Annotated in this window: 21 protein-coding genes; 13 read left to right on the forward strand and 8 right to left on the reverse strand. The window is 72.2% G+C overall.

Annotated features, from left to right (window positions below):
* Position 1: 1 nt before the first annotated feature.
* The 3 genes from K8612_RS14370 to K8612_RS14380 are packed head-to-tail and all read right to left on the reverse strand — an operon-like array spanning position 2 to position 4,174.
* Positions 2–1,048: an efflux RND transporter periplasmic adaptor subunit gene (locus K8612_RS14370; RefSeq protein WP_223762670.1), complete on the reverse strand. Its 1,047-nt coding sequence runs from the start codon at positions 1,046–1,048 to the stop codon at positions 2–4.
* On the reverse strand, positions 1,045–2,730 hold the full coding sequence (locus K8612_RS14375; protein WP_223762671.1) for a peptidase domain-containing ABC transporter: 1,686 nt from the start codon (positions 2,728–2,730) through the stop codon (positions 1,045–1,047). The genes K8612_RS14370 and K8612_RS14375 overlap by 4 nt, the downstream gene beginning before the upstream one ends.
* Positions 2,731–2,734: 4 nt before the next feature.
* Positions 2,735–4,174: a TolC family protein gene (locus K8612_RS14380; protein ID WP_223762672.1), complete on the reverse strand. Its 1,440-nt coding sequence runs from the start codon at positions 4,172–4,174 to the stop codon at positions 2,735–2,737.
* A gap of 205 nt (positions 4,175–4,379) precedes the next feature.
* On the opposite strand from K8612_RS14380, the gene nhaR reads away from it, so the two are divergent.
* On the forward strand, positions 4,380–5,285 hold the full coding sequence (gene nhaR / locus K8612_RS14385) for a transcriptional activator NhaR (protein WP_223762673.1): 906 nt from the start codon (positions 4,380–4,382) through the stop codon (positions 5,283–5,285).
* Between the two features lie 169 nt (positions 5,286–5,454).
* Positions 5,455–6,303, forward strand: coding sequence for a DUF1206 domain-containing protein (locus K8612_RS14390; RefSeq protein ID WP_223744032.1), 849 nt, complete (start codon positions 5,455–5,457; stop codon positions 6,301–6,303).
* Here the strand turns inward: K8612_RS14390 and K8612_RS14395 are convergent.
* The 4 genes from K8612_RS14395 to K8612_RS14410 all read right to left on the reverse strand — a co-directional run bounded on the left by K8612_RS14395 (position 6,300) and on the right by K8612_RS14410 (position 11,696).
* Positions 6,300–7,739: a glutamine synthetase family protein gene (locus tag K8612_RS14395; RefSeq protein ID WP_223744031.1), complete on the reverse strand. Its 1,440-nt coding sequence runs from the start codon at positions 7,737–7,739 to the stop codon at positions 6,300–6,302. The genes K8612_RS14390 and K8612_RS14395 overlap by 4 nt on opposite strands.
* A gap of 241 nt (positions 7,740–7,980) precedes the next feature.
* Positions 7,981–9,243 carry a C39 family peptidase gene (locus tag K8612_RS14400; protein WP_223762674.1) on the reverse strand — a complete coding sequence of 421 codons (1,263 nt, stop codon included), beginning with the start codon at positions 9,241–9,243 and terminating at the stop codon, positions 7,981–7,983.
* A gap of 176 nt (positions 9,244–9,419) precedes the next feature.
* Positions 9,420–10,751 (reverse strand): ferritin-like domain-containing protein, encoded by a 1,332-nt coding sequence (locus K8612_RS14405; RefSeq protein WP_223762675.1) that lies wholly within the window; start codon positions 10,749–10,751, stop codon positions 9,420–9,422.
* Between the two features lie 132 nt (positions 10,752–10,883).
* Positions 10,884–11,696, reverse strand: a complete 813-nt coding sequence (locus K8612_RS14410) for a TetR/AcrR family transcriptional regulator C-terminal domain-containing protein (RefSeq protein ID WP_223762676.1) — start codon at positions 11,694–11,696, stop codon at positions 10,884–10,886.
* 91 nt (positions 11,697–11,787) lie between these two features.
* On the opposite strand from K8612_RS14410, the gene K8612_RS14415 reads away from it, so the two are divergent.
* The 8 genes from K8612_RS14415 (at position 11,788) to K8612_RS14450 (ending at position 22,213) form a co-directional block, all read left to right on the forward strand.
* The gene (locus K8612_RS14415; protein WP_223744027.1) at positions 11,788–12,195 is read left to right on the forward strand and encodes a VOC family protein; all 408 of its coding nucleotides are present in this window, start codon (positions 11,788–11,790) and stop codon (positions 12,193–12,195) included.
* 7 nt (positions 12,196–12,202) lie between these two features.
* Positions 12,203–12,721: a cyclopropane-fatty-acyl-phospholipid synthase family protein gene (locus tag K8612_RS14420; protein WP_223762677.1), complete on the forward strand. Its 519-nt coding sequence runs from the start codon at positions 12,203–12,205 to the stop codon at positions 12,719–12,721.
* Positions 12,722–12,825: 104 nt separating this feature from the next.
* On the forward strand, positions 12,826–13,911 hold the full coding sequence (locus K8612_RS14425) for an AAA family ATPase (RefSeq protein ID WP_206800695.1): 1,086 nt from the start codon (positions 12,826–12,828) through the stop codon (positions 13,909–13,911).
* Positions 13,911–16,223, forward strand: a complete 2,313-nt coding sequence (locus K8612_RS14430; RefSeq protein ID WP_223762678.1) for a DUF5682 family protein — start codon at positions 13,911–13,913, stop codon at positions 16,221–16,223. Before K8612_RS14425 ends, K8612_RS14430 begins: the two co-directional genes overlap by 1 nt.
* Positions 16,220–17,437, forward strand: a complete 1,218-nt coding sequence (locus tag K8612_RS14435; protein ID WP_223762679.1) for a VWA domain-containing protein — start codon at positions 16,220–16,222, stop codon at positions 17,435–17,437. The genes K8612_RS14430 and K8612_RS14435 overlap by 4 nt, the downstream gene beginning before the upstream one ends.
* A complete protein-coding gene (locus tag K8612_RS14440) occupies positions 17,430–20,303 on the forward strand; it encodes a HEAT repeat domain-containing protein (RefSeq protein ID WP_223762680.1) in 2,874 nt (957 codons plus the stop codon). Before K8612_RS14435 ends, K8612_RS14440 begins: the two co-directional genes overlap by 8 nt.
* 99 nt (positions 20,304–20,402) lie before the next feature.
* Entirely contained in the window at positions 20,403–21,152 is a 750-nt protein-coding gene (locus K8612_RS14445; RefSeq protein ID WP_306799654.1) for a class I SAM-dependent methyltransferase, read from the forward strand.
* Between the two features lie 119 nt (positions 21,153–21,271).
* Positions 21,272–22,213, forward strand: a complete 942-nt coding sequence (locus tag K8612_RS14450; RefSeq protein ID WP_223744022.1) for a serine protease — start codon at positions 21,272–21,274, stop codon at positions 22,211–22,213.
* A gap of 54 nt (positions 22,214–22,267) precedes the next feature.
* On the opposite strand, the gene K8612_RS14455 is transcribed toward K8612_RS14450, so the two are convergent.
* The gene (locus tag K8612_RS14455; RefSeq protein ID WP_223762681.1) at positions 22,268–23,662 is read right to left on the reverse strand and encodes a M20/M25/M40 family metallo-hydrolase; all 1,395 of its coding nucleotides are present in this window, start codon (positions 23,660–23,662) and stop codon (positions 22,268–22,270) included.
* 96 nt (positions 23,663–23,758) lie between these two features.
* Here K8612_RS14455 and K8612_RS14460 point away from each other — a divergent pair, with 96 nt between their 5' ends.
* From K8612_RS14460 to K8612_RS14470, 3 genes are read left to right on the forward strand one after another with little or no spacing between them, the layout of a single operon-like run.
* A complete protein-coding gene (locus K8612_RS14460) occupies positions 23,759–24,778 on the forward strand; it encodes a dipeptide epimerase (protein ID WP_223762682.1) in 1,020 nt (339 codons plus the stop codon).
* The gene (locus K8612_RS14465) at positions 24,775–25,977 is read left to right on the forward strand and encodes a DUF819 family protein (protein WP_223762683.1); all 1,203 of its coding nucleotides are present in this window, start codon (positions 24,775–24,777) and stop codon (positions 25,975–25,977) included. The genes K8612_RS14460 and K8612_RS14465 overlap by 4 nt, the downstream gene beginning before the upstream one ends.
* A 12-nt stretch (positions 25,978–25,989) precedes the next feature.
* Positions 25,990–26,934, forward strand: coding sequence for a serine hydrolase (locus K8612_RS14470; protein WP_223762684.1), 945 nt, complete (start codon positions 25,990–25,992; stop codon positions 26,932–26,934).
* Positions 26,935–26,965 lie beyond the last annotated feature (31 nt).

A 26,965-nucleotide genomic window follows, 5' to 3' on the forward strand; every position in this document is an offset into this window, starting at 1 on the left:
GCTACTTCTTCTGGGGCGCCGCTTCGGTGGGCGGCGCCTTGGACAGCGAGGGCGGGAACGCGTTGAAGCGGCGCCACAGCTCGTAGCCGAGCGGCACCTGCTCGAGCAGGACCCACCCGTGGGCCCGCACGCCCTGGCGCAGCAGGTCGCTCGTCGGCCAGGAGTCGCCCGGCCGCGGCGTGACGAGGATGCGGAAGCGGCCCGGCTGGCCTCCCCCGGCCGCGTCGATGACGGACACCTCGCCTCCGAAGGTGCCCACGGCCACGGACGGCCAGCCGCTGGCCTGGAGCGCGGGCCAGCCCTCGAACTGCAGGCGCACCTGCCGCTGGCGCATCACCAGCGGCAGGTCGTTGCCATCCATCCACAGCTCCACCGCGCGCGAGCGCGTCTCCGGCACGAGCACCGCCAGCGTCTCTCCCGTCTTCACGTACACGGAGCTGTTGCCCGCGCTCCTGCGCAGGATGACGCCCGCGCGCGGCGCCGTCACCAACTGCCGCCCCTGGCGTGCCAGCCGCGTGTCCACCTTCGCCAGCTCCGCCCGGGCGCTGGTGAGCTCCTTCATCACGTCCGCCTCCTTGAGCTGCGCTTCCTCGTACTGCTTGCGCGAGCTGAGGCCCTGGTTGAAGAGCTGCCACTGGCGCCGCACGTTGCGCAGCGCCGTGTCGAGCGCGCGCTCGGCCGCCTTGAGACGCGCGTGCGCCGCTTCCTGCTCGGAGCGCAGGCGCTGGAGCAGCTCCGGGTCGTTGTCCACGATGCGCGCGATGGGCGCTCCCTCGGCCACGTACGAGCCCTCCTGGACGAACCACTCCTCCAGCCACCCCTCCAGCGGGGCGTCCACGCGCTGCTGGCGCTCGTCCGGCGAGTACGCCACCACCTGGCCCTCTCCGAAGGCCGACTGCTGCCAGGGGATGAAGGCCAGGCCGAGCGCGAGCGCGACGCCCGCTCCCGCCATCCACCCGGCGAGCCTGCGGGCGGAGGCCACCGGGCGGACGCGGGCGAAGGACCCGACGCGGCCGTCCTCGAAGGACACGCGATAGCGCATGCTCATGACCGCTTCTCCTCCGTCAGCATGTGGTCCTGCATTCGCAGCATCCGGTCACAGCGCGCCGCGAGCTCCGGCAGGTGCGTGGTGAGCAGCAGCGTCCACGGCGAGCCGGGGGCCAGGAGCCGGTCCACCACCCGCGCGCGCACGTCCGCGTCCAGGCTGTCCAGGGCCTCGTCGAGCACGAGCAGCCGCGGGCGCCCCACCAGCGCGCGCGCGAGCATCAGCCGCTGGGCCTGCCCCGGCGACAACTGCGTATGTCCGCCCGTCAGGCGCGTGCGCAGCCCGTCCGGCAGCCGCACCAGCTCATCCAGGAGGCCCACCGCGTCCAGGGCCTGCCGCACGTCCTGGAGCGACACCTCCGCGCGGCCCACCGCCACGTTCTCCTGCACCGTCCCGTCGAAGAGGTGGATGCCGCGCACCAGCGCCACCTGTGCCCGCAGCGAGTCGGTGGACACCTCGCGCAGGTCCATGCCGTCCAGCTCCACGAAGCCGTGGGACGGCTCCCGCAGGCCCACGGACACGTCCATCAGCAGGCGCTTGCCGGAGCTGTACGGGCCGACGATGGCCACGCGGCTGCCGGGCTCCACCGTCAGGTCCACGCCGCGCAGCGCCGCGGTGGACAGCGGGGTGGGGGGCAGGCTCACGTCCCGCAGGCGCAGGGCCGCGGCGCGCCCGTCCCGGCGGTCCAGGGGCTCGCCGTCCTCGGGCTGGAGGGGCAGGTCGAAGAGCTGGCCCACCTTGTCCACCGCGGCCAGCAGGTCATAGAGGGTCTCCAGGTACTTGCCGAACTTGGCGAAGCTGGCGGCCACCGGCGCGACGATGAGCTCCGCGGCCACGAGCTGGCCCAGGCTCAGTTGCTGGCGGGTGACGAGCCAGCCACCCACGCCCAGGAGCAGCCCGCTCGCCAGCGCCTGGACCGCGAGCGTCCCCACCACCTGCCGCAGCAGGATGCGGAAGTGTCCGTTGCGTGCCTCCAGGTAGGCCTGGGTCGCCTCGTCCGCGCGCCGCAGGGCCAGCGCCCCGCCCTCCGGGCCCCAGAAGGCGAGCGGCACCCGCGCCAGCTCCGTCAGCCAGCCCACGACCTCGTACTTGCGGTAGGACTCCTGGACGCTGCTGCGCACCGCGCCCCGCCCCAGCCCGAAGAGCACCAGCGCCATGCTCCCCAGCAGCAGCAGGTCGAAGCCGAGCAGCAGCGGGCTGTAGAAGGCGAGCAACACCAGCCCCACGAGCGCCTGGAGCGCGAGCGCCAGCCCGTCCAGCAGGATGAGGCCCGTCGCCTTCTGGATGGTCATCACGTCCATGAAGCGGTTCACCAGCTCCGACACGCGGAAGGTGTCATGCGCCTGCTGCCGCACGCGCGGCAGCCGCCAGGCGAGGTCCACCGCCATGCGCGCGAAGAGCCGCTGCTGGAGCCGCTCCGCCACCAGGACCTGCATCACCCGCAGGCCTCCGGCCAGGACGAGCAGGCCGCAGACGACGAGCCCCAGCACCGCCAGGGGCTGGAGCACGGTGCCGAAGGCGGCGGTGTTCACCACCGCCTGCGCGGTGATGGGCACCACGAGCGAGAGCAGCCCCACTCCCGCGCCGTAGACGATGAGGACCCAGAGGTCGCCGCGCTCCGGGGTGAGCACGGCCTTCAGGCGCTCCCAGGGCGTCATGTGGGGAGGATGCGTTCGTGTGTCCATGGGCTCAGTTCCCCGCCGGGGTCGCCGTGGCGACCGGCAGCGCCAGCGCGGCGCGCAGCGTCGCCGCGACCTTGAAGTACTCCGCGAGCGCGTCCACCTCGCGCACCTGGGCCTCGGCCGCCGTCTGCTCGCGCAGGTTCACGATGAGCAGGCTGCTGTCGCCCTGGAGCAGGCGCGTGCGCTCGCCCACCGCCAGCTCCCGCGCGGCGGCCGACTCCCGCCGGGCGAGCAGGACCCGCGAGCGGGCCGCGTCCAGGGCCGCGCGCGCGTCCCCCACCTCCACGGCGGCCCGCTCGCGCTGCAGCCGCAACTGGGCCTCCAGGCGGGACACGGCCGCGCGCGCGCTGCCGTCGCGGCCCTGCGCCACGCGGTTGAGGACGGGCACGTCCAGCACCACGCCCACCTCCAGCTCCGTCTTGCGCAGCCGGGCCGGGCCCGAGCCCAGGTCCTGCGCGGCCGCGACCGTCACGTCGATGAGGGGCGCCTGCTGGTTGGCCGCGAAGCGCGCCTCCACCCGCTGCTGGGCGGCCTGGGCCTCCAGCCGCGTCACGTCCGGGCGCCGCGCCAGCACGTCGTCGAGCGGCTCGGGGGCCGGGGGCGGTGCGTCCATCGAGGGGAAGCCCTCCGGCAGCCGCTCCGGGTGCAGGGGCACGGGCTGGCCGTCCGCGCCGCGCAGGTACAGCCCCAGCTCCAGCGCCGCCTGCGTCAACAGCCGCTCCGCCGCCACCACCTGCGACTCGCGCTGCGCGAGCGCGCGCTGGTTGTCCGTCAGCTCGAAGGCCGCCAGGTCCCCCTTGCGCACGCGCTGCGCCAACTGCGCGTCGCGGACGCGCGCGAACTCCAGCAGCTCCACGGCGATGGCCCGGCGGCGCCCGGCCGCGACCCAGTCCCAGTAGCGGTGGGCCGCCTGTCTCGATGATTCGAGCACGGCCTGCCGCACGGACAGCTCCGCCGCGCCGCGCCCCAGCCGCGCCCGCTCCAGCGTGGCGCGGCGGCGGTCCACCGGGCCGTTGCGCCACAGCGGCACCGTCACCCCGGCGCGCAGCTCGCCCGCGCTCAGCGTCTCCAGGTTGCCGTAGTACGGCGGAATCTCCCCGTCGCCCCGGCGCCAGCCGCCGAAGACGGTGGCCCCGTGGTAGGGCGTGGGCTGCTGCACCATCGCCTCCAGCCGTGAGTACGTGTACGGCCCCAGGGGGAAGGCCGCGGCGCGCGCCTTCAGCTCCGGGTCGAAGCCGCCCTGCGCGGCGAGCAGCTCCATGCGCGCGGACTCCGCGTCCTGCCGGGCCGCCTCGATGAGGGGGAAGTGGGTCGCGGTGGAGTCGAGCACCTCCTCCAGCGTCAGGGGGCGCGCGGAGGACGCCTCCTGCGCGCGCGCCCGGGGGCTCCACGACGCCAGCACCAGTCCGCACAGCGCGGCCGCGCACGAAGCGCGCCAGGGGCTCATGGCGCGGGGCCAACCGAGCCCGTCACCCCCCGGGACCCGCGAGGTCTGCCTGACGGCGGCGTGCATGGAGTTCCTCCTTGAGCGCGGACGAGCGGGGCGGAGGGCGCCCTCCCTCGCGCGGTCCCAGAAGCTAGAGAAGCGCTGACGTATCGGCAAATAGGTAATTGGAGAGTCTTCGCATCTGGGAAACCGATACGATGGGGCAATGGACTGGTTCAATTACCACCACCTGCTGTACTTCTGGATGGTCGCGCGCGAGGGCGGCGTCGTGGCGGCGGCGCGCAAGCTGCGGCTCAGCCAGCCCACGGTGACGGGGCAGGTGCGGGCGCTGGAGCAGTCCCTGGGGGAGAAGCTGTTCGAGCGCGTCGGCCGCAAGCTCGTGCTCACGGAGGTGGGCCGCTACGTCTACCGCTACGCGGATGAAATCTTCGCGCTGGGCCAGGAGCTGCAGAACGGGCTGAAGGGGCTGCCCACGGCGCGTCCGCGCAAGCTGCTGGTGGGCGTGGCGGAGGAGATGCCGAAGCTCATCGCGCACCGCCTGCTGGAGCCCGCGATGCGCATGTCCGACGACGTGCAGCTCATCTGCACCGAGGACCGGACGGAGAAGCTGCTGAGTGACCTGTCCCAGCACGCGCTGGACCTGGTGCTGTCGGGCTCGCCCGTGCCGCCCGCGTCCGGCATCCGCGCCTACAACCACCTGCTGGGCGAGTGCGGCACGACGCTGTTCGCGACCGCCAGGCTCGCATCGTCGTTGCGCCGCGGCTTCCCGAAGTCGCTGGACGGGGCCCCCTTCCTGCTGCTGGCGGAGGTCGCGCCGTCGCGCCGCTCGCTCATGCAGTGGCTGGAGGCCCAGGGGGTGCGCCCCCGCGTGCGGGGCGAGTTCCAGGACAGCGCGCTGATGAAGGCCTTCGGCCAGGCGGGGGAGGGCGTGTTCCCGGGCCCCTCCGTCATCGAGGCGGAGATCCGCGCCCAATACGACGTGGAGGTGGTGGGGCGCGTGGACGCGGTGCGCGAGCACTTCTACGCGCTGACCGTCGAGCGGCGGCTGCGGCACCCCGCGGCGGTGGCCATCTCCGACGCCGCGCGCACGCAGTTGTTCCGGCAGCCGTGACACGGCGGCCGGGCCCCAGGGGCCAGGCCAGGGGCGGCCCCGGCAGTCAGGCAGCCGGGCCCACCGTCGCCCGCCCGGATGGGGGACCGGGGGGAATGGCTTGCGCCCGTTCGCGCCCGCGGATGCGCACCCTGTCCTTCGGTCCAGAGGGACGGGAGGAGCAGACGGCATGGCGACGATGGACGTGATGCGCGGGCCCGGGATGGAGCGGCTGTCACGCGGCGCGAAGGATGCCGCGAACCACCCGTGGGCGAAGAAGCTGGGCCGCATGGGCTACGCGGCCAAGGGCTGTGTCTACGCCATCATCGGGGTGCTCGCGCTGAAGCTGGCGGCAGGCGAGGGCGGACGCGCCACGGACAGCCACGGCGCGGTGGCCACCGTGGCGCACGGGCCCTTCGGCATCGCGCTCCTGTCGCTCCTGGCCGTGGGCCTGGCCGGCTACGTCATCTGGCGCTTCGCGCAGGCGTTCGCGGACACGGAGGACAAGGGCTCGGACGCGAAGGGGCTCGCCTCGCGCGCCATGTACTTCATCAGCGGCGTCATCTACGGCTCGCTGGCGCTGTTCGCCGTGAAGACGGTGGTGGGCGCGTCACAGGGGAGCCGCAAGGGCACCCAGGGCTGGACGGCGACGCTGATGGAGCAGCCCTTCGGCCGCGTCCTGGTGGTGCTGGTGGGGCTGGGCATCATCGGCTTCGCGCTGAAGCAGTTCCACACGGCGTGGAAGGCGAAGTTCCGGGAGAAGCTCTCGCTCACGGGCCTGGCGGCGGCGCATCAGCACCGCGTGGAGCGGGTGTGCCAGTTCGGCATCGCCGCCCGAGGCGTCGTGTTCACCGTCATCGGCGGCTTCCTGGTGCTCGCGGGCGTGGACGCGAACCCGGGGGAGGCCAAGGGCCTGGGAGAGGCCCTGGCCGTCGTCGCCCGCCAACCCGCGGGCGACGTGCTCCTGGGGGTGGTGGCGGCGGGCCTGGTGGCCTACGCCGCCTACCTGTTCCTCCAGGCGCGCTACCGCCGGCTCTAGAAGAGGTTCCAGAGGTACTGGTTGGTCACCTCGTGGTGGAACTGGATCTCCGCGTCCTTCACGCGGGTGCCCAACTGCTTGGGGCAGCGGTCCGCGGAGGCCACCTTCAGCTCCGCGTACTTGCCCTGCACCTGCTCACCCAGCGTCTGCGCGATGAACTGGCTGCCCTTGAAGAAGCGCACCGCGTCGTAGATGTTGTCCGGCAGGAAGCGCGTGCGGCTGCGCTTGGTCTCCGCGTCCTCCTGCGGCTGCGGGCCCTCCAGGCCGGTCTTCAGCAGCGTGAAGAGGACCATGTACGGGTTCGCGTCCGGCGCCACCGAGCGGCACTCGATGCGCGCGCTGCGCTCGTTGCCGAACGGGATGCGCACCATGGCGCCGCGGTTGTTCGCGGAGGCCTTGATCTGGTTGGGCGCCTCGTAGTGCGGATCCAGGCGGCGGTACGAGTTCACGCTGGAGTTGAGGACCAGGCAGATGTCGTTCGCGTTGGTCAGGATGCGGTCGATGAACTCCCAGCCCATCGCCGACAGGCCGTCCTGGCCGCCCTTGTCGTGGAACAGGTTCTTGTTGTTCTTCGACAGCGACATGTTGATGTGCATGCCGTTGCCGTTCACGCCCGTGACGGGCTTGGGCAGGAAGCTGGCCGTCAGCCCCTGCTGCGCGGCGACCTGGCGGCAGAGCAGCTTGTAGAGCTGGATCTGGTCGGCGGCGACCAGCGCCTCGCTGTAGGAGAAGTTCATCTCGAACTGGGAGGGCGCCACCTCCGGGTGGTCCTTCTCGTTCTGGAAGCCCATGGCGCGCTGCGCTTCCGCGGCCTTGTCGATGAAGGTGCGCAGCGCGTCGCCCGGCAGCGCGTGGTAGTAGCCGCCGATGGAGATGAACTCGAACTTGCCCTCTTCGTGGTAGTGGCGCTCGGCGTCACGGTTCTTGAAGAGGAAGCCTTCGATCTCCGGCGCCGCGTGGAACACGGTGCCGTCCTTCTGGAACAACTGCTCGGTGGCGCGCTTGAGCTGGCCGCGCATGTCCGAGTGGTACGGCGTGCCGTCGCGCTCCAGCACCTCGCAGAAGGCCAGCACCTTGCCGGGGCCGAAGATGTCGGACGGCAGCCAGTAGAACGCGCTCCAGTCCACGTTCAGGCGCAGGTCGCTCTCCGCCTGCGCGGAGAAGCCGCGGATGGAGGAGCCGTCGAAGGTGAGGTTGTCCGCGCTCTTGAGCAGGAACTTCTTGTCGTAGTCCAGCATGTGCAGCCGACCTTCCAGGTCGGTGAAGCACACGGTGATGGCCTTGATGCGCTTCTCGTCGGTCAGGTACTTGATCCGCTCCTCGCGAATCTTCTCCGGCGACTCGCGGCGGAGGCGCTGTTCCTTCACCCGGAGGTTGAGCTCCTCCAGCTCGTCGTAGGGAATCTCCAGGAAGTCCCGCAGCGGCTTCTGCTCCATGGTCCTGCCTCCAGGCGTGTCCCCGGTTCCGGAATACCGGCGGAGACATCAAAAGCACGGGCGCAGGTATTTACATTCCGTGACGCGAAATCAAGCCTAAATTTGGCGGACTGAAGGCTAAAGAGCGTGTCGGGCCGCGCACGCACGCTCGAACGTCAAGGGATGGGGTGTCCGAGGCCCCGGCCAGTGGACACTGCGCGCCGCGCTGCGTTGGCGGCGTGTCCGCATTCGGACGTGCGGGCTACGGGAGGGGCACGAGCCCCTGCTCGGGCAGGGGCGTGCCGGCGGGCCACAGCACGTACGCGGCCCCCCGGGAGTGCTGCCAGGCGCGCCAGAGCTCGGCGCGGGGGTAGGTGGTGCCGGTGGTTTCGTTGGAGCCGAAAGCAGGGTCGTTGACGACGACGTCGCCGGTGTCGGTGAAGCCCCTCACGACGATGAGGTGGCCGTCGGTGCGGCGGGAGGCGCCGCCGGGGAGCTCGCCGGGTTCGTAGGCGATGCTGATGCTGACGGGGATGCCGGCGGCGATGAGGCGCTCCACGGGGGCGAACGAGTCGAAGCGGGCGACGAGTCCGTGCAGCGCGCCGTTGGACATGCTGGAGGCGTAGGCGGTGTTGAAGGCCCAGTTGCCGGTGCCCTTGTAGACCCAGTCATAGGTGTGGGCGGCGGCGGTGGGCACGGGGTGCTCCAGGTCCGCGCGGCCCAGCTTCCGGCTCCAGTAGCCGAGCAGCATGGTGGTGGACGTGGGGGAGCACCAGACCTCGCCGCCGTCCGGGTAGATCATCTGCGAGTAGCCCGGCACGTCGAGCACGACGCCCCACCCGGTGCGGTCGGACGTGGCGTCCTGGGGCCTGAGGCGCGTGTCGGTGACGGCGGCGGCGAGCGCCCGGACGCGGGGGCTTGTGTCCGCGCGTTCGGAGAAGAGGTGGACGGTGACGCGCAGGGCGTCCGCGCGGCGCTTGAGGTTGAGGGTGTCGGTGAGGACGTTGCCGTCGGCGTCGCCCTGGCCGTCCACGCTGTGGCGCGCGACGGTGGCGGTGTCGAAGGCCCAGACGCCCAGCTCGTAGTCCTTCGTCCAGGTGCCTTCGATGCGGGCGGCGACGGTGAGCTTCACCCAGGTGCCGGGAGGCGTCTGGGCGTCGAAGGAGGGCACCACGCTGTCGAAGCCGCCGGGGACGGATTGGACCTCGGAGGTGGCGGTGCCGACGCGGAAGGTGCCGCCGTTGTAGAAGCTGCCGCCGTCGAGCCAGCCGCCCGCGGGGAACGGGTCGGTGCCGTCCTTCGCGGTGGACGGGTCCAGCTCCAGCGCGCCGTCAGCGGTGACGCGAGTACCGTCGCGGGAGAAGCGCGCGAGGTCGCCGGCCACGGACGTCTTCTGCCACAGGCGCGCGGGGGAGCCGGTCTCCGGAGACGACGTGTCCTGCGGGACCGAGGATGGCGAGGAGGCGCAGGCCCAGATGCAGGTGGCGAGCAGGACGGCGGAGAGGACGCGAGCGCGGGCGTTCACGAAGGTGAGTTTCGCAAACGCCCGCGTAGGGGCTCAAGGCGGATTCCGGGAAAGTCCGGCCGGGCGGACAGATGCCGGTCAAGCGCCGGAATGTCAGACGCGGTTGCTAGATCGCCGTGCGCGACCGTGCGGTGCGGCATCACGAGCCGTGGCAGGGACTCATGAGCAGCGGCGGCTCATGCCCAGAGGTCCTGCTCCAGCGTGTCCAGCAGCGCCAGGGCCGCGTCCGGCGTGGGCATGCCCGCCTCCGTGATGATGCTCGCGTCCAGCGGCACCGCGACCTCTTCGCGCAGGAGCGCCACCGCTCGCTTCTGCGCCTCGCGCAGCGTCCGCCGCTCCTCCTCGGACAGGCGCGGCCGGGCCCACTGGTCGATGTCCCAGGACAGCGCCGCGTGCCGCGTCTCGTCCTCCGCGATGCGGACCATGGCCTGCCTCACCTCCAGGTCCCGCGCGTGCATCGCCTGGTGGTGCGCGAGCAGCGCGCCGTACGTCTCCCGCACGCAGCCCTCCACGGCGTTCTCCAACGCCACGTCCATGAGCGAGCGCGGGGGCAGGTCCTCCACCACCGGACGCTGCGGCGTGCCTCCGAAGCGGCGCGCCAGGCGGTCCGTCACCCGGGCGTGCTGGACCTCCTCCATGGCGCTCCTCCGCGCCGCGTCCTGGAGCCCCACGTCCGCGCCGTGCAGCGCCAGCTCATCCCGCAGCCGCAGGAACGCGTGCACGGACGCCGCCTCCAGGTGCGCCGCGTTCGCGAAGTAGCGGCCCAGCGCCTCCGGGCCGTCGCAGGACTCCGCCACCTGGAGCCCCACCGGCCGCCGGCCGATGTTGCAGTTGGGGTCCCCCTTCTCCAGGACGCGCTTCTCCTGCTCCTGGACCTCGCCGGAGGCCGTCACCTTCAGCACGTGCTGCGTCAGCTCCGTGCCCGGCCCGCAGGCGTACCCCTTCGTCGCGATGACGCTGAAGCTGCCATCCGCGTTCGTCTTCACCGCCCCCTGCTCCCTGTTGCCGCAGAGGAGCGTGTAGCCGGACGCGAAGGTCTTGAGCACCGCCTCCTGCTCCGTGTCGACCGTGCCCAGCAACTGCTGGAGCTCCGCCAGCGTCCCGTACGTCTTCACCTCGTCGCCGCGGGTCGTCACCAGGAAGGCCTCGCTGCAAAAGTCCACGCAGACCTTGTGGAAGCCGGCGGTGACGTTCGCGTTCTCCAGCGCCGTCTTGCACGCGGGGACGTCCGTGGCCGTCGCGCAGGGCTCACCGGAGGCGGCCGCGTTGGCATAGGTGGACGGGGCCGGGCCTCCGTAGGTGCTGATGTAGCGGAGCTGCACGAAGTCCGGCGCTGGCGTCAGCGTCAGGCCACTGACGGACAGCCCCTGCTCCGTGCAAGCGACCTCCGCGTAGCCCGTCAGGTCCACGCTGCCCTCCGAACCATCGCAGCCCGCCAGCACCAGGGGCGTGGCGAGCGAGGCGTGCAGGGCCCGCGAGAAGAGGCGGCGCAGTCGATGGATGTTCAAGGGAGGCTCCTGGGAAGGGCGTGTGTCCGGGACCCTGAGCAATGGGGATGCCAGGGCTTCTTCCCAGGGAAGCGCCGCTTCCGAGTCGCTCGGAAAGCCGTGAGGGACTCGGAAAGTTGAGGGGGACAGGACCTAGGCGCCGCGCTTCCGGGCGGGCCTCCGGGCCGGGCCGCGAGGCGCGCGGGGCCGTTCGATGAGCGCGGCCAGCCCGTCCAGGACGCGCTCCAGCCCGAACGCATAGGCGTGGTCCGGGTCGTACGCGGCGCCGTGGGCCTTGCCCGCCGCGGAGCCCACCCGCGACGCGATGGGGTAGCGCTCCGGGTCGGACATGCGCGCGAGCAGGGGCGCGTTCGTCTCCCACCAGGCCCCATCGTCCATCTGGGACTCGAGCCGCGCGGCGCGCTGGTCCGAGGCCGCCCGGGCGGAGGACTCCACGAAGCCCAGCACGAACGTCAACGCCGCGTCCTGCGCCACGTCGTCCAGGCCCACGCCTTCGAGCGCCTGGAGCTCGTACTCGTATTTGGCCATCTGCCCGGGCCCCAAAGGCGGACGCGTGGTGGACACGTCCGCGAGCCAGGGGTGCCGGGTGAACAGCGCCCGGTTGTCATGGGCCACGGCCTCCAGCCGCGAGCGCCAGTCCCGGCCCTTCGGCTTGCGCCGGGGCATGCCCGCGTAGAGGGTGTCGAGCATTACGTCGATGAGCTCCGCCCGCCCGGGCACATACGTGTAGAGCGCCATGGGCGCGATGCCGAGCTTCCCCGCGAGCGCCCGCATCGTCACCGCGTCCAGCCCCTGCGCGTCCGCCAGCGCCACCGCGGCTTCCACGACGGCGGTGACGGTGAGCGCCTGCTTCGGACCCCGCTTGGCCTGCGAGGGGAGGGAGTCCCGCCACAGCAGCTCCAGCGTCCGGGTGGGGTCTCCCATGCTGCTGCGATGCGATGCCATGCGCCGGATTCTTCCAACGCCGCCGCCTTGACGCGCAACTACGTACGTCGTACGTAGATTGGGTCCCTGGAATCCGTGAGGAGGGCCGTTCATGCGAGTCACCGCTTCCGCCGTGTCCCTGAATGTCGATGACGTGGAGGCCTCCGCCTCCTTCCTGAAGCGCCACTTCGGCTTCACGGAGGCGATGGCGGCGGACGGCTTCGTGTCCCTGTCCCGGCCCGACGTGGGCTTCAACGTCATCTACCTGCGCACGGGCCTGAAGACGCTCAAGCCGGAGTCGCTGAAGACGCGCCGGGCGGACGGGCTCATCGTCGCGTTCGTCGTGGACGACATCGACGCGGAGTACGCGCGCATCCAGGCGGAGGGCGTGAGCATCCTGACCCCCATCGAGACGGAGGCGTGGGGCGAGCGCTACTTCCAGGTCGCCGACGCGAACGGCGTCATCGTCCAGCTCGTCCAGTGGATGCACGCGACGGGGCAGCCTGAAGGCGTTGCATGATGCGCGCATGAGCACGGACCTGATCGCGCCCCGGTTCCGCTGGGCGATGGAGGTGCTGCCCCTCGCCCCGCGCCTGCGGGTGCTGGAGGTGGGGTGCGGCCACGGCATCGCGCTGGGGCTCGTGGCCGCGCGGCTGCGGGAGGGGTGCGTCCTGGGCGTCGACCGCTCGGAGAAGATGATTTCCCGGGCGCTGCGGCGCAACGCGGACGCCGTCCTCGCGGGCCGCGTCGTGGCGCGCACCGGGACGCTCGCGGAGGTGGACCTGGGGCGCGAGCCGTTCGATGTCGCCTTCGCCATCAACGTCAGCTTGTTCGCGGAGGACGACGCGCGCGCGGAGCTTTCCCGGCTGCGCGAGCGGCTGCGGCCTGGAGGCGCGCTGTTCCTCTTCCACGAAGCGCCCGTCGCCGCCCATGCGGAGCGCTTCGCCGCGCGGGCCGCGCGCAATCTGGAGGCGCATGGTTTCAACGTGCGGACCGTCCCTGCCGCGCCGTCGCGCGCGTGCGTCGTGGGGCAGGCGTCCGGGTAGAGGCATGCCTCCCACCGGGTGGGGAGTCCCACCGCTCCGGATGCGACGCGCGAGGCAGGCGGAGCGTTTGCCGGATGTCAGACCGAGTGGATAGCGTGCAGCTCATGCCGGACATCCGCCTGCCTGCCGAAGCGAAGTACAAGAACGAGCTGGACGCCCTCGCCGCGCATGACGACAAACCCCGCCCACCGGGTTGGGCGCTGTCGCCCCGCGCCGTGGAGACGTACATCCTGGGCAGCCCCAAGCCCGTGGGAGGCGTGGCCATCACGCCCAAGTACGTGGGCGACAAGGGGCTCATCCAGGTGTGCATCGCCACGCTCGCGTCGGACCGCGCGCTGATGCTCGTGGGCGAGCCGGGCACCGCGAAGAGCTGGCTGTCCGAGCACCTCTCCGCGGCCATCAGCGGCACGTCCGCGCTCGTCGTCCAGGGCACGGCGGGGACCAGCGAGGACCACATCAAGTACTCGTGGAACTACGCGCTGCTGCTCGCGCAGGGGCCCACGCCGGAGGCGCTGGTGCCGTCGCCCATCCTGCGCGCCATGCGCACGGGCAAGTTCGCCCGCTTCGAGGAGGTGACGCGCACGTCGCCGGAGATCCAGGACTCGCTCATCTCCATCCTGTCGGAGAAGCAGGTGTCCGTGCCGGAGCTGGGCGAGGTGACGAGCGCCCAGCGCGGCTTCAACCTCATCGCCACCGCGAACACGCGCGACCGGGGCGTCAACGAGATGAGCGCCGCGCTCAAGCGCCGCTTCAACTTCGTCACCGTGCCGGTGGTGGAGGACCTGGAGCAGGAGATTCAAATCGTGACGAAGCGCGAGGCGGAGCTGCGCTCGGACTACCAGGTGGGCGTGCCGCCGCCGGAGGAGCTGTCGCGCGTGCTGCTGACGCTCTTCCATGAGCTGCGCAAGGGCGTGACGAAGGACGGCAAGACGAAGGTGCGCACGCCGGGGGCGGTGCTGTCCACTGCGGAGGCCATCAGCGTGCTGTTCAACAGCTCCATCCTGGCGCAGCAGTTCGGCTCGGGGACGGTGACGTCGCAGGAGCTGGCGGCGTCGCTGGTGGGGGCGGTGGTGAAGGAGCAGGAGGACGACGTGAAGGCGCTGCGCGAGTACATGGAGACGGTGGCCAAGGGGCGCACGGGCCCGTGGAAGGAGCTGTACTCCGCGAGCAAGAAGCTCTTGAGGGGCTGATGGACCTGGCACTGCTCTCCCGGGTGCGGCACTTCCCGGTCCGTCACCACTCGCCGCGCACCACCGCGGTGCTCCTGAAGTGGCTGGAGCGCGTGAAGCCCGCCGTCGTCCTGGTGGAGGGACCCTGCGACGCGACGGCGCTGGTGGACGTGCTGTGCGACGCGCAGACCCGGCCGCCCGTGGCCATCCTGGGCTACCGCACGGACGGCACCCCGTCCTCGTCGCTGTGGCCCTTCGCGGCGTACTCGCCGGAGTACCAGGCGCTGAAGTGGGCCCGGGCGAACGGCGCGCGGGCGGAGTTCATCGACATCCCGGTGGGCGTCAGCCTCGCGGTGGACCGCCACGCGCCCGGCCTGGGCGTGGAGTCGGAGGCCCCGGAGGGCAGCGCGCCCGCTCCCGATGAGGCGGTGCCGCTCACGGAGGCGTTCGCGCGCTCGCAGGGGTTCCGCTCCTTCGAGGAGTTCTGGGAGGCGTCCTTCGAGGCGCCGGACTGGAGCCCGGAGCAGTTCCGGCCGGTGCTCACCGCCTGGGCGGACGTGGTCAACGCGGGGCCCCGGCCGGGCTACCACCGCCAGCGCGACGCCTTCATGGCGCGCAAGGTGCTGGAGGTGGTGGCGGGCGGCGTGGCGCCGGACCAGGTGGCGGTGGTGGCGGGCGCGGCGCACACCGCGGCGTTCCTCGCGGGGGACGTGGATCCGAAGGAGGAGGCGAAGCTGCCGGAGGCCGGGCCGTGCGCGGTGACGGTGATTCCGTACAGCTTCCCGCGTCTGGCGGAGCAGTTGGGGTACGGCGCGGGCAACCGGGCGCCGCACTTCTACCAGAAGGCCCACGAGGCGAACTGCGACTTCCGGCGGGCCACGCTGGAGGTGCTGCTGGACTTCGCCGCTCACCTGCGGATGCGCGGCTTCTCCGCGTCGCTGTCGGACGTGCTGGAGGCGTACCGGCTGGCGGTGACGCTGTCGGACCTGCGCGAGAAGAGCGCCCCGGGCCTGGACGAGCTGCGCGAGGCGACCGTGGCCACGCTGTGCCGCGGCGACGCGACGCACGTGGACAGCTTCCTGTGGAAGAGCGTCATCGGCCACGAGGTGGGGCAGGTGGCGAGCCGCATCGGGCAGAACTCGCTCCAGGCGGAGTTCTGGCGCGAGGTGGGCGAGCGGCGGCTGCCGCGTACGGACAGCCCGGAGACGTTCAGCCTGCGGCTCAACAACCCGGTGGAGGTGGGCTCCTCCGTGTTCCTGCACCGGCTGCGCGTGGCGGGCATCCCGTACGCGTCGCTGTCCGGGACGGGGTCCTCGCGCAAGCAGGGCGCGGAAGGCGAGGCCGGCGGCTACGCGGCGCTCACCCGCGTGCGCGAGTCCTGGCAGGCGCAGTGGACGCCGTCCACGGACGTGGCGCTGGTGGAGAAGATTGTGTTGGGCGACTCGCTGGAGGGCGTGACGACGCGCGTGCTCCAGGAGCGGCTGACGCAGGCGAAGACGACGGCGGAGGCGGCGGACGTGCTCCTGGAGTCCGTCATCACCGGCTGCTCCCAGACGGTGGCCCAGGCGCTCAAGGCCTGTGACGCGCACGCGGCCACGGACGCGGACCTGCCGTCGCTGGCGAACGCGGCGCGGGCGCTGTCGGGGCTCATGGCCTACGGCACCTCGCGCGCGCACTCGGACGTGGGGGACGAGGCGGTGGCGGCCCTGGGGGAGAAGACCTTCGGCCGGGCGCTGCTGCGCGTGCGTGAGGCCAGCGCCTGCGCTCCGGAGGGCGTGCCCCCGGTGCTGGACGCGCTGCGCACGCTGCACGAGGTGGCGCTGTCCCAGCCGCGCGCGGACAAGGAGGGCTGGCTGACGGAGGCGCGCGGGTTGATGGAGAGCCACGCGGTGCACCCGGCCACGTCCGGGCTGGCCACGGGCCTGCTGTACCTGGCGCGCGAGTTGCCGGAGGCGGAGGTGGCGCTGGAGGTGGGCCGGCGGCTGTCGGCGGCGGTGGAGCCCGCGGACGCGGCGGCGTACCTGGAGGGCTTCCTCCAGGTGAACGCCCTGGTGCTGGTGAAGAGCCGCGACGTGGTGAAGGCGCTGGATGACTTCCTCACCAGCGTGGAGCCGGAGCGCTTCCGGCAGACGCTGCCGGTGCTGCGCCGGGCGCTGGGCGCGCTGGGGGCCACCGAGCGCCGCTACCTGATGGAGAACGTGATGGGCGTGCGCCAGTTGAAGGACAAGGGCCGCGCGGTGAAGGCGGTGCTGGAGGAGAAGGACAAGGCGACGCTGAAGGACCTGAGCGCGGACCTGGGCAAGGCGCTCGACGACCTGGATGACCTGCTATGAGCGTGGACCCCAAGGACCTGGACCCGAAGGACCGCGACGCGCTGTTGCGCTGGCGGCTGGCGCTGGGCCCGGAGGCGGAGAAGACAGGGGCCTGTCCCTCCCTGGGCGAGCTGGGCGCCAGCGCGGACACGGTGGACCTCAAGGGTGACGACCTGGAGGGCCTGGATGACGCGCTCTCCTTCGTCTACGGCGAGCGCTCCGCGGGGCGCGGCGGTTCGAAGCCGTACCTGCCCAAGTGGCTGGGCGCGCTGCGCGACTTCTTCCAGGACGACGTCATCGCGCTGGTGCAGAAGGACGCCATCGAGAAGAAGGGGCTCACCCAGCTCCTCTTCGAGCCGGAGACGCTGCCCTTCCTGGACAAGAACCTGGAGCTGGTGACGACGCTGGTGAGCGCGCGGGGGCTCATCCCGGAGCAGGCCAAGGACACCGCGCGCGCCATCATCCGGGAGGTGGTGGAGGACCTGCGCAAGAAGCTGGAGTCCCCGCTGCGCACGGCGGTGCTGGGGGCGCTGCGGCGCGACAGGACGAGCCCCATCCCCATCGCGCGCAACATCGACTGGCGCCGCACCATCCGCTCCAACCTGAAGGGCTGGGACGCGGAGCGAAAGCGGCTCATCCCGGAGCGCTTCTACTTCTGGCCCAACCAGCGCCGTCACCACGAGTGGGACGTGACGCTGGTGGTGGACCAGTCCGGCTCCATGGCGGAGAGCGTGGTGTACAGCTCCGTGATGGCGGCCATCTTCGCGTCGCTGGACGTGCTGCGCACGAGCCTGGTGCTGTTCGACACGGAGATCGTCGACATGACGCCCGTGCTGGCGGACCCGGTGGAGGTGCTCTTCTCCGCGCAGTTGGGCGGCGGCACGGACATCAACCGGGCGGTGGCGTACGCGCAGGAGCACTACGTGCGCCGGCCGGAGAAGACGCTCTTCATCCTCATCACCGACCTGTACGAGGGCGGCAACGCCGAGGAGCTGGTGGCCCGCCTGCGGCAGTTGGTGGACTCGCGCTCCAAGGTACTGTGCCTGCTGGCGCTGTCGGACAGCGGGCGGCCTTCGTATGACCACGCGATGGCGGAGCAGCTCACGGCGCTGGGGATTCCGTGCTTCGGGTGCACGCCGCGCAAGCTGGTGGACGTGGTGGAGCGGGTGATGCGCAACCAGGACCTGGCGCCGCTGCTCGCGTCCGACGACAAGAAGGGGGAGCGTCATGGCTGAGGTGCGGCCCGTCATCGGGATGGGCGGAATGACGGAGATCATCAGCGACAAGGCGGAGCTGGCCAAGGGCGCGGCCCTGTTCGACGGCAAGCAGCTCACGAACCTTTCGCGCTATGAGAACCGGCTCTTCGCGGACGCTGCGGGCTCCGGGGCGACGCCGTACAAGGTCTCGCTGGTGTTCGGCGAGGCGCGCTCGGACGTGAAGGGGCGGTGCTCGTGCATGGCGGCGCGCTCGCGCCCCTTCTGCAAGCACGCGGCGGCGCTGCTGGTGGCGTGGGCCCGGGCCCCGCAGGCCTTCGTGACGGCGGAGGCGGCCCCGGCGGCGCCCGCGGGCTCCGGCGGCGCGAGGAAGAGCGTGAAGAAGGGCAAGGCCGAAGCGGGCGACCTGATGAAGGCGGGCGTGGCGCAGGTGTCCACGCTGGTGCGCGAGCTGGGCCTGTCGGGCGTGGCGTCGCTGGGCGCGGAGCGGCCGGAGCAGGTGCGCGCGCTGGGCGAGGCGCTCCGGGCCAACGGCTTGCGGCGGCTGTCCGCGCGGGCGGTGGAGCTGGCGGGCCTGCTGGACGCGGCGGCGGCGCGCACGGGCACCTTCGAGGCGCCGGCGTACGCGGACCTGGTGGCGGACATGCTGCTCACCGCGCGCAAGGTGGAGAAGCACCTGGGCGGCGAGGCGCTGGAGCCCCGCCACGTCGAGGAGCTCATCGGCAAGACGTGGACGAAGAAGGACCGCGCGCCCGTCGAGGGGCTCGAGCTGGTGGAGTACGCGTTCTCCTCCAAGGTGACGCCGGACCGGTTCATGGTCCGCGAGAGCCGCTTCGTGGATCTGGTGTCGGGCACGCACTACAGCGAGAAGCAGATCCTCCCCGCGAACCTCAAGACGGTGGCCCCGAAGAACAGCCACGCGGGCGCCGTGCTCCAGGGGGCGCACGGCGGTCAGTACCCGGGCTTCGCCCCGCACCGGCTGGACCTGGAGTCGTGGAAGGACGCGCCGACGGTGGACACGGCGGCGCTGGAGCGGCTGGTGGGCGCGGCGCTGCCGGACGTGGGCGCGGTGATGACGGCCTTCCAGGAGCACCGCAAGGACGTGTTCGCGCCGGACCTGCTGCCGGTGTCCGTGCGGGCGGAGACGCTGCTCGCCAGCGGGGCCCGCTCGCAGTTCGTGGACGGCGCGGGGCGCGGACTCTTCCTGCCCGCGGACCCGTCGCTGGAGGAGCCGCTGGCCAGCGCGCTGGAGGACGCGAAGCTCCTGGCGGTGCTGGGGGACGTGGGGCTGGAGGCGGCGCTGCCGACCCTGTTCCCCTCGGCCGTCGTGGTGCGGACGCCGGAGGGGTTGGACCTGCGGCCGCTGACGCGCGCCTCGGACGCGCCCGTGTCGCCCCGGCGCGGCCGGGTGCGGGCCCCCGCGACGCCGAGCGCGCTGCCCCGCAGCGGGTGGGCGGACGCGGCGCGGGCGGCGGGTGCGTCACGGGCGGCCATCGCGCTCGCGGAGGTGCGCGACGAGCTGGCGGATGCCTTCGCCAGCGGCCTGTCGGCGCTGGGGCCTCGGACGGTGGAGCCGCTGGTGTCCCGGCTGAAGGAGCTGGGGCTGGAGAAGCCGGGCGCGCTGCTGGAGGCGCTGGCGCGGCGCGCGGACCCCGCGGAGCGGCTGGACGACTTCATCAAGGTGTACCAGGTGCTGGGCATCGCGCTGGTGCGGCTGGCGGGCGCGGTGCAGGTGGACATGGCCGGATTGGAGTCCGTGCCCACGCACCCGAGCATCCACGTGCGCCGCCCGGAGGAGGTGCTGAGCCCGGGGACGGCGATGGTGCGCCGGGCGCTCGGGGAGCTGACGCGCTACGAGGCGGCGGCGCACGCGGCGCGCTACTACGCGGGCCTGGGGCCGGACGCGCTGATGCGGGAGCTGTACCCGGCGTGGAGCGATGGCTCGGCGAGCGCCTTCGTGGCGCGCACGGTGGCGGCGCGGGGCGAGGAGGCGCTGGGGGTCGTGCGGGGCGCGCTGAACGAGCGCCACAGCCGCATGGTGCGCCGCACCGCCATCCGCGTGCTGGGCGCGATGGGCGGGGTGCAGGCGCGGCGCGAACTGGACGCGTTGACGCGCGCGGGGCACGACATGGGCCTGCGCCTGTTCGCGCGGGAGACGCTGGAGGACGTGCAGGCCCGGGAGTCAGGGGAGAAGGCCGTGGCGGAGCTGGCGCGGCGCCGCAAGGGCAAGGCGGTGCCGCTGATGCAGGCGGCGCTGTCGGAGACGACGAAGGACGCGCGTGCCGCGGCGGTGGCCCTGCTGGCGGACCTGGGCACCGTGGCGATGCCCGTGCTGCGCCAGGTGCTGAACTCGGACCCGGCGCGCGAGGTGCGGCGCGAGGCGGCGGAGGCGCTGGCCCGGATGGGGGACGCGGACGTGCTCGGGCGGTTCGTCGACATGGTGCAGGGCCGCGGCCATGACGACGTGGAGGCGAAGCACGCCGTGTACGCGCTGGGCATGCTGGGTGACGTGCGCGGCGCGGAGGCCCTGCTGCTGGCGTTCGCGGACGGGTGGAAGCCCGGCGTCGTCGCGGAGGCCATGCGCACGCTGGGGCTGGCCCTGCTGCGGCCCGCGCTGGACCTGGCGGAAGCGCGTCCGGAGTTGTTGGAGCGGCAGGCGCTGCGCGGCCTCTTCGAGGCCTTCGACCCGCCCATCCTGGCGAAGGAGCTGCTCGCCCGCGTGCTCAAGGCCAGCGTGCACGTGGACCTGCTCAAGCGCGCGGAGGTGTACCTCAAGGTCGCGGCCGTGAACCCCGCGGTGGGCAAGGCCGTGGCCGCGCGCCTCATGGAGCTCCCGGCCGTGGCGGGAGACAGGGCCCTGGCCAAGGCGGCGAAGAAGCTCCTGTGACGCGTCCGCCCGCCCGCTTCGCGGGGGGCCGACGCGGGTGGGGGAGGCAGGCGCGGAGCCGTTGCGCGGCGTCCGGAATCCGGACAGCCTTCGCGCCGCATGACGGAACCCGCTCCTCCTCCCGCGCCCCCACCGCGCCGCGACGACACGATGGGCGAGTTCGAGCTGACGTTCCTCGAGCGGCTGTCGCTCCAGATGCAGGGCATCGTCATCGCGGTCGTGCTGCGCGTCACCGACCTGCTGCTGCTGCTGCCGCGCCCCCGGCTCCTGAAGCCGTACCTGGGACTTTGGTGGCAGCGCCTCCTGCGGACGCCCTACAGCGCGCGGCGCACCTTCGAGATGGCGCGGGCGCTCCAGACCACGGGCCAGTCGTTCCGCGAGCTGATGTACGGCGAGACGCCGCTGGTGACGGCGCTGTGGTTCCTCAAGCGGGCGGGCGTGGGGCGGAGGAGCCGGGTGGTGGACCTGGGCGCGGGTCGCGGACGCGTGCTGCTCGCCGCGCGCTGGTGGGGCGCCGGGGCGCATGGCGTGGAGCTGATTCCGGACCACGTGGCGCGCGTGGCGCCGTGGCTCCAGCCCGCGGGCATCACGCTCACCGTGGGGGACATGACCCGCGAGCCGTTGACGGACGCGACCCACATCTTCTGCAACTGGGTGGCGTTCAGCCCGGAGACCAAGGCCCGGCTTGTCACCCACCTGCGCACCTGCGCGCCCGGCACGCGCATCATCACCGTCACCCGTCCCATCCAGGCGGAAGGTTTCACGGGGCATGTCAGTCACTGGATGCTCTTCACGTGGGGCCTGGAGAAAGTCTGGCTTCAAGAATACCGCCCGGACGCAATCACATAACCTTGACGTGTTGATGTCAGACGCCACGCCTAGTCTGCCTGCCTTCACTCGCAGTTGGATGGGAAAGGCAGGCCGACATGCACCTCGGGTTGAGAGGCCGTAACGCTTTCGCGGCGGCGGTGGTCGCGGTCCTCGTGGGTGGGGGCACGGCGCGGGCCGCGCCGGAGGCGGGTGGGGCGGCGGACCCCACGGGCAACGCGGGGTCGCGGACGTTCGCGGCGCAGTCGGACATCGCCGCGGTGCTCGCGTACTGGACGCCGGAGCGCATGGCGGCGGCGATTCCCGCGGATGCGCCGGCGACGTCGGGGACGGCGCCCATCAGCCTGAGGCCGACGCCGGAGGACAAGGCGTGGGGACAGGTGGACGGCGCGGAGCCCCGGGGCGGCGTGCCCATGGGGGCGGCGGACATCCACTCCATGAGCGGCCGGGTCTTCTACACGAGCGACCAGGGCGTGAATTACTCCTGCTCCGGCAGCACGGTGAACAGCAATGGCAAGCGGGTGGTCTTCACCGCGGGCCACTGCGTGCACGGCGGCGGCGCGGGGCGCGGCTGGCACTACAACTGGGTCTTCGTGCCGGCGTACCACGCGGGCTCGCCGTACGGCGTGTGGTCGTCCTACCAGTTGTGGGCGAAGAACGGATGGATCAACAACGCGGACCGCGCCTATGACGTGGCGGCGGCGGTGATGAACCCGCTCAACGGCGTGCGCATCGTGGACGCGGTGGGCGGCCAGGGCATCAAGTGGGGCATCGGGTACGGGCAGTCCATCTACCAGTTCGGCTACCCGGCGGATCCGCCCTACAACGGCTCGCAGTTGTACTACTGCGCGGGCGCCACCTGGAACGAGAGCGGCTTCCCCACCATCAGTTGCTCCATGACGGGCGGGGCCAGCGGCGGTCCGTGGCTGGAGAGCTATGGGCAGACGTTCTGGGCGTACCTGTACTCGGTCAATAGCTGGCAGTTCTGGAACCCGGATCCGACCCACGTCTACAAGTGGCAGGGCCCGTACTTCAGCTACGACACGGCGGGCAGCCTGTACGACCTCGTGAAGGACATGTAGCGCGGGTGTCCCCGGGAGGGGCGGCGGGCGTCCGCTCCCTCCTGGCGGAGGCGCTCAGCGCGTCAGGTGCTTCAGCGTGAGGTAGACGAACTCCGCGCCGGGCTGGAGCGACGCCACCGGGACGCGCTCGTTGGGGGCGTGCGCGGTGCGCGCGTCGTCCGGCGTCAACGCGAAGAGGTCGATGCCATAGGCGTGGATGCCCGCGCGGCGCAGCGTGGCGGACTCGGTGGTGCCGGTGGACATGCGGGGAATCACCGGCGCCTTCGGCCACACCTTCGCCGTGGCGGCCTTCACCGCGCGGAACATGGCGTTGTCCCCCACGGGGGACATGGGCGAGTCCGGCGGCGACACGTCCATCTCCACCTGGATGTCCTCGTCATTCACGGCGGCGACGAGGCGCTCGCGCACGGCCTTCGGGTCCGCGTCCGGCAGCAGGCGGCAGTTCACCGTGGCCTCGGCGGTGGCGGGGATGACGTTGGACTTCGTGCCCGCCTTGAACACCGTGGGCACGCAGGTGGTGCGCAGCACGGCGCCCAGCGCGGGGTCCAGCCGGGCCACGGTCGTCACCGCGTCCTCGGGCGGCGCGTCCGGAGACGCGGCGATGCGGCGCAGCGCTTCGCCCAGCTCGCCGGGGGTCGCCTGCGCGCGGCCCTGCACGTGCAGTCTGGCGGCGGGCGTCAGGTGCGCGGGGAAGGTGAGGGCGCCCACACGCGCCACCGCCGCGGCCACCCGCACCAGGGGCCCCGCGTCCACGGGCGGCGCGGAGGAGTGGCCTCCGGGGCCGGTGGCATTGAGCGTCACGTTGCGGGACACGCGCTCCGCGGCCTGGAGCGCCACGAAGCGCACCTCCTTGCGGTCCGGCGACAGCTCCGTGAGGCCGCCCTCGTTGAGCGCGAACTCCGCCTCCTTCAGCTCCGGGCGGTGCTCCATCATCCAGTCCAGCCCCTGGCCGGAGCCGACCTCCTCGTCCGCGCCCAGGTACAGCAGGATGTCGCGCGAGCGCGTGCCGCCCTCCTGCTTCAGCCGGCGCAGCGCGAGGATGCTCGCCGCCGCCATGCCCTTGTTGTCCTGCACGCCGCGTCCATGGAGCAGGCCGTCCTTCTCCGTGAGCGTCCACGGGTCGGTGACCCACTCGGCCTTCACGGCGGGCACCGTGTCCAGGTGCGCGAGCACGAGCACCGGCCGGCCCTTGCCGCTGCCCTTCAAGCGCACCAGCAGGTTGCCGCGACCGGGCGAGGGCTCGATGAGCTCCGAGTCGATGCCGGCCTCGCGCAGCCACTTCGCCGCCACCTGGGCCGCGGCCGTCTCGTTGCCGGGCGGATTGGAAGTGTCCGCGGCGATGAGCTCCGCGAGCAGCGTCCGCAGCTCATCCTTGGGCGCGGGACGGGATGACGCGGCGTGGCTTGGACCCAGCGCGAAGAGGACGATGACGAGGGGCAGGAGACGCATGGGGGAGAGGCTCGCCCCTTCCGGCCCGGGAAGGCAACGGAAGCGGTGTTTGCGAGGAGTGCCGTGTTAAGGGAAGGGCCCTGGAGGGATTCCGCCATGGCCTCGCCGTTGAGCTTTCGCACCGTGGAGCTGCCGCTGCGTCACGCCTGGACCATCGCCCGGGGCACGAGCACGGTGAAGCGCAACGTGTTCGTGGAGGTGCGCTCGGAGGGGCACGTGGGGTACGGCGAGGCCGCGCCCAACGTGCGCTACGGCGAGTCGTGGGAGACGGTGGAGGCGGCACTCCACAAGCTGGCCCCCGTGCTGGAGGGCCGCGACCTGCGCCACTTCCGCGACGTGTCCGAGGCCGTGGACGCGGCGCTGCCGGACAACCCCGCGGCGAAGGCGGCGGTGGACCTGGCGCTGCATGACTGGGCGGGCAAGGTGCTGGGCGTGCCGCTGTACCGGATGCTGGGCGTGGACCCCGCGCGGCAGCCGGTGACGTCCATGTCCATTGGCATCGACGCGCCGGAGACGCTGGCCGTGAAGGTGCGCGAGGCGGCGGACTTCCCGGTGCTGAAGGTGAAGCTGGGCGCGGACCGCGTGCGGGAGGTGTTCGGCACGGTGCGCGCGCTCACGGGGCAGACCATCCGCGTGGACGCGAACGAGGCGTGGAAGCCGGACGAGGCGCTGGCGCACATCCAGTGGCTGTCCACGCAGGGCGTAGAGCTGGTGGAGCAGCCGCTGCCCGCGGCGGACGTGGAGGGCGCGAGGTGGCTGCGCGCGCGCTCGCCGCTGCCGCTGGTGGCGGACGAGTCGCTGACGAAGGCGTCGGACGTGCCGAAGCTGGCGGAGGGCTTCCACGGCATCAACGTGAAGCTCCAGAAGAGCGGCGGCATCCGCGAGGCGTTGCGCATCATCGAGACGGCGCGCGCGTGCGGCCTGAAGGTGATGCTGGGTTGCATGGTGGAGACGGGGCTGGGCATCGCGGCGGGCGCGCACCTGGCGCCGCTGGTGGACTGGGTGGACCTGGACGGCAACCTGTTGCTCGCGGAGGACCCGTACCGCGCGCATCCGGTGGTGCAGGGCCGCATCCAGTTGGGAGCGGGCGCGGGCCTGGGCGTGGAGCCCCGGTGACGCCACCGCTCATCCAGGACCCGATGGCGGTGCTCGCCGTGCTGCTGGCGGTGCTGGCGGGGCTGTATGCGTTGCAGCGCTACCCGGCGGTGGCGCGGTTCTTCAACGTGGTGCCGCTGCTGGTGTTCGCGTACTTCGTGCCGACGCTGCTGTCGAACACGGGCGTCATCCCCACGCAGTCGGAGCTGTACCGCTTCACGCGCGTGTACCTGCTTCCCGCGAGCCTGGTGCTGCTGGTGCTGTCGGTGGACCTGCCGGCCATCGCGCGGCTGGGGCGCAGCGCGGTGGGCGTGTTCCTGGCGGGCTCGGTGGGCATCATGGTGGGCGGGCCGCTCGCGTATCTGGCGTTGGGGTGGCTGGTGCCGGCGGAGCTGGGGGACCAGGCGTGGAAGGGACTGGCGGCGCTCAGCGGGTCGTGGATCGGCGGCAGCGCGAACTTCGTGGCCATTGGCCAGAGCGTGGGCGCGCTGGACAGCACGTTGAGCATGTTGGTGGTGGTGGACGTGGGCGTGTCCAACGTGTGGACGGCGGTGCTGCTGTCCTTCGCCGGGCGGGAGAAGGCGATGGACGCGAGCATCGGCGCGGACCGGACCGCGCTGGACCGGGTGCGTGAGGAGTCCGCGCGCATCCAAGCGGCGTCCGCCCGGCCCGCGAGTCTGTCCGACCTGCTGTCGATGCTGGCGGTGGCGTTTGGCGTGACGGTGGCGTGCACGGCGCTGGCGAAGCTGCTGCCGGACCTGGGCAACGTGGTGACGGGCTTCACGTGGGTGGTGCTGCTGGTGACGACGGTGGGCGTGGTGCTGTCGTTCACGCCGGTGCGAAGGCTGGAGGGCGCGGGGGCGAGCCGGATGGGCTCGCTGTTCCTGTACCTGCTGGTGGCGACGATTGGCGCGCAGGCGGAGTTCCGGCGGCTGTGGGACGCGCCCGCGCTGGTGGCGGTGGGGGCGCTGTGGATGTGCATCCACGCGGCGGTGACGATGGGCGCGCGGCGGTGGCTGAAGGCGCCGGTGTTCTTCGCGGCGGTGGGGTCGCAGGCGAACGTGGGCGGCACGGCCTCCGCGTCCGTGGTGGCGGCGGCCTTCCATCCCGCGCTCGCGCCGGTGGGCGTGCTGCTCGCGGTGCTGGGGTACGTGCTGGGGACGTACGGCGGGCTGGTGACGGCGCTGATGCTGGAGCAGGTGCACCGGATGATTCACTGAAGGGAGTCGCGGATGCGGACGGGGCTGCTCTGGGCAGGGCTGTTGGCGATGAGCGGTTGCGCGACGAAGCCGGAGGTGGGCGCGCCTCGTGAGTCCCTGAAGGCGGTGGTGGAGTCGCTGGCGGGCGAGGCCACGCGCCTGTCGCCTGGGACGGACCTGTCGCTCGCGGTGATGGACCTGCGCACGGGGGAGACGGCGAGCGTCTCCGGCCTGGAGCCGCACATCTCCGCCAGCTCCGCGAAGGTGTTCTGGGTGGCGGCGGCGTTGGGACAGCGGGACATGGCGACGGCGGCGCCGCTCGCGGAGCAGGTGTTCCGCACGTCGGACAACGAGGCGTCCGGCGAGGTGATCGACCTGGTGGGCGGCCCGGATGCCATCAATGTCTATCTTCGCGGCCTGGGCCTGGAGCACACGGCGCTGACGAAGTGGAACTACGGCCGGGAGCGCTGGGCAACGAACTCTCCGCGCGTGATGGGGCGGGATAACTACTTCTGCGCGAACGACATGGTGTCGTTCCTGGCGCGGTTGGACCGGCGGCAGTTGTTGGAGCCGGAGCCCACGGCGCGGCTGCTGAAGTGGATGGAATTGACGCCTCGGGAGGGCTGCGGTGGGTGGCTGGGAACGCGCCTGCCGGTGAGCGCTCGCGCGTCGCTCCAGCACAAGGGCGGGTGGCTGCCGCCGGGTTGCTGTGGGGATGACGCGCGCTACAACGTTCTCAACGAAGTGGGGCTGGTGACGCTGCCGGACGGAGGACGGTACGCGGTGGCCATCCTGGCCTCGCGAGGACCGGACTGGCCGAAGCAGGCGTTCTTCGTGGAGCGCGCGTCGTGTGTCCTGTATCGGCACCTGGCGAAGGACGCGGCGCTCGACTGTGGTGACGCGCTGGCGGAGGCTGGGGGCCCCGCGCCGGTGGTGTTGGAGCCCGGAGCGCCCGCGCCGAACTACGACTGCGAATGAGTCGGAAGCCCGGCCGACCTTTCAGTGCGAG

This window comes from Corallococcus sp. AS-1-6, assembly GCF_020037015.1.
Taxonomy (GTDB): Bacteria; Myxococcota; Myxococcia; order Myxococcales; family Myxococcaceae; genus Corallococcus.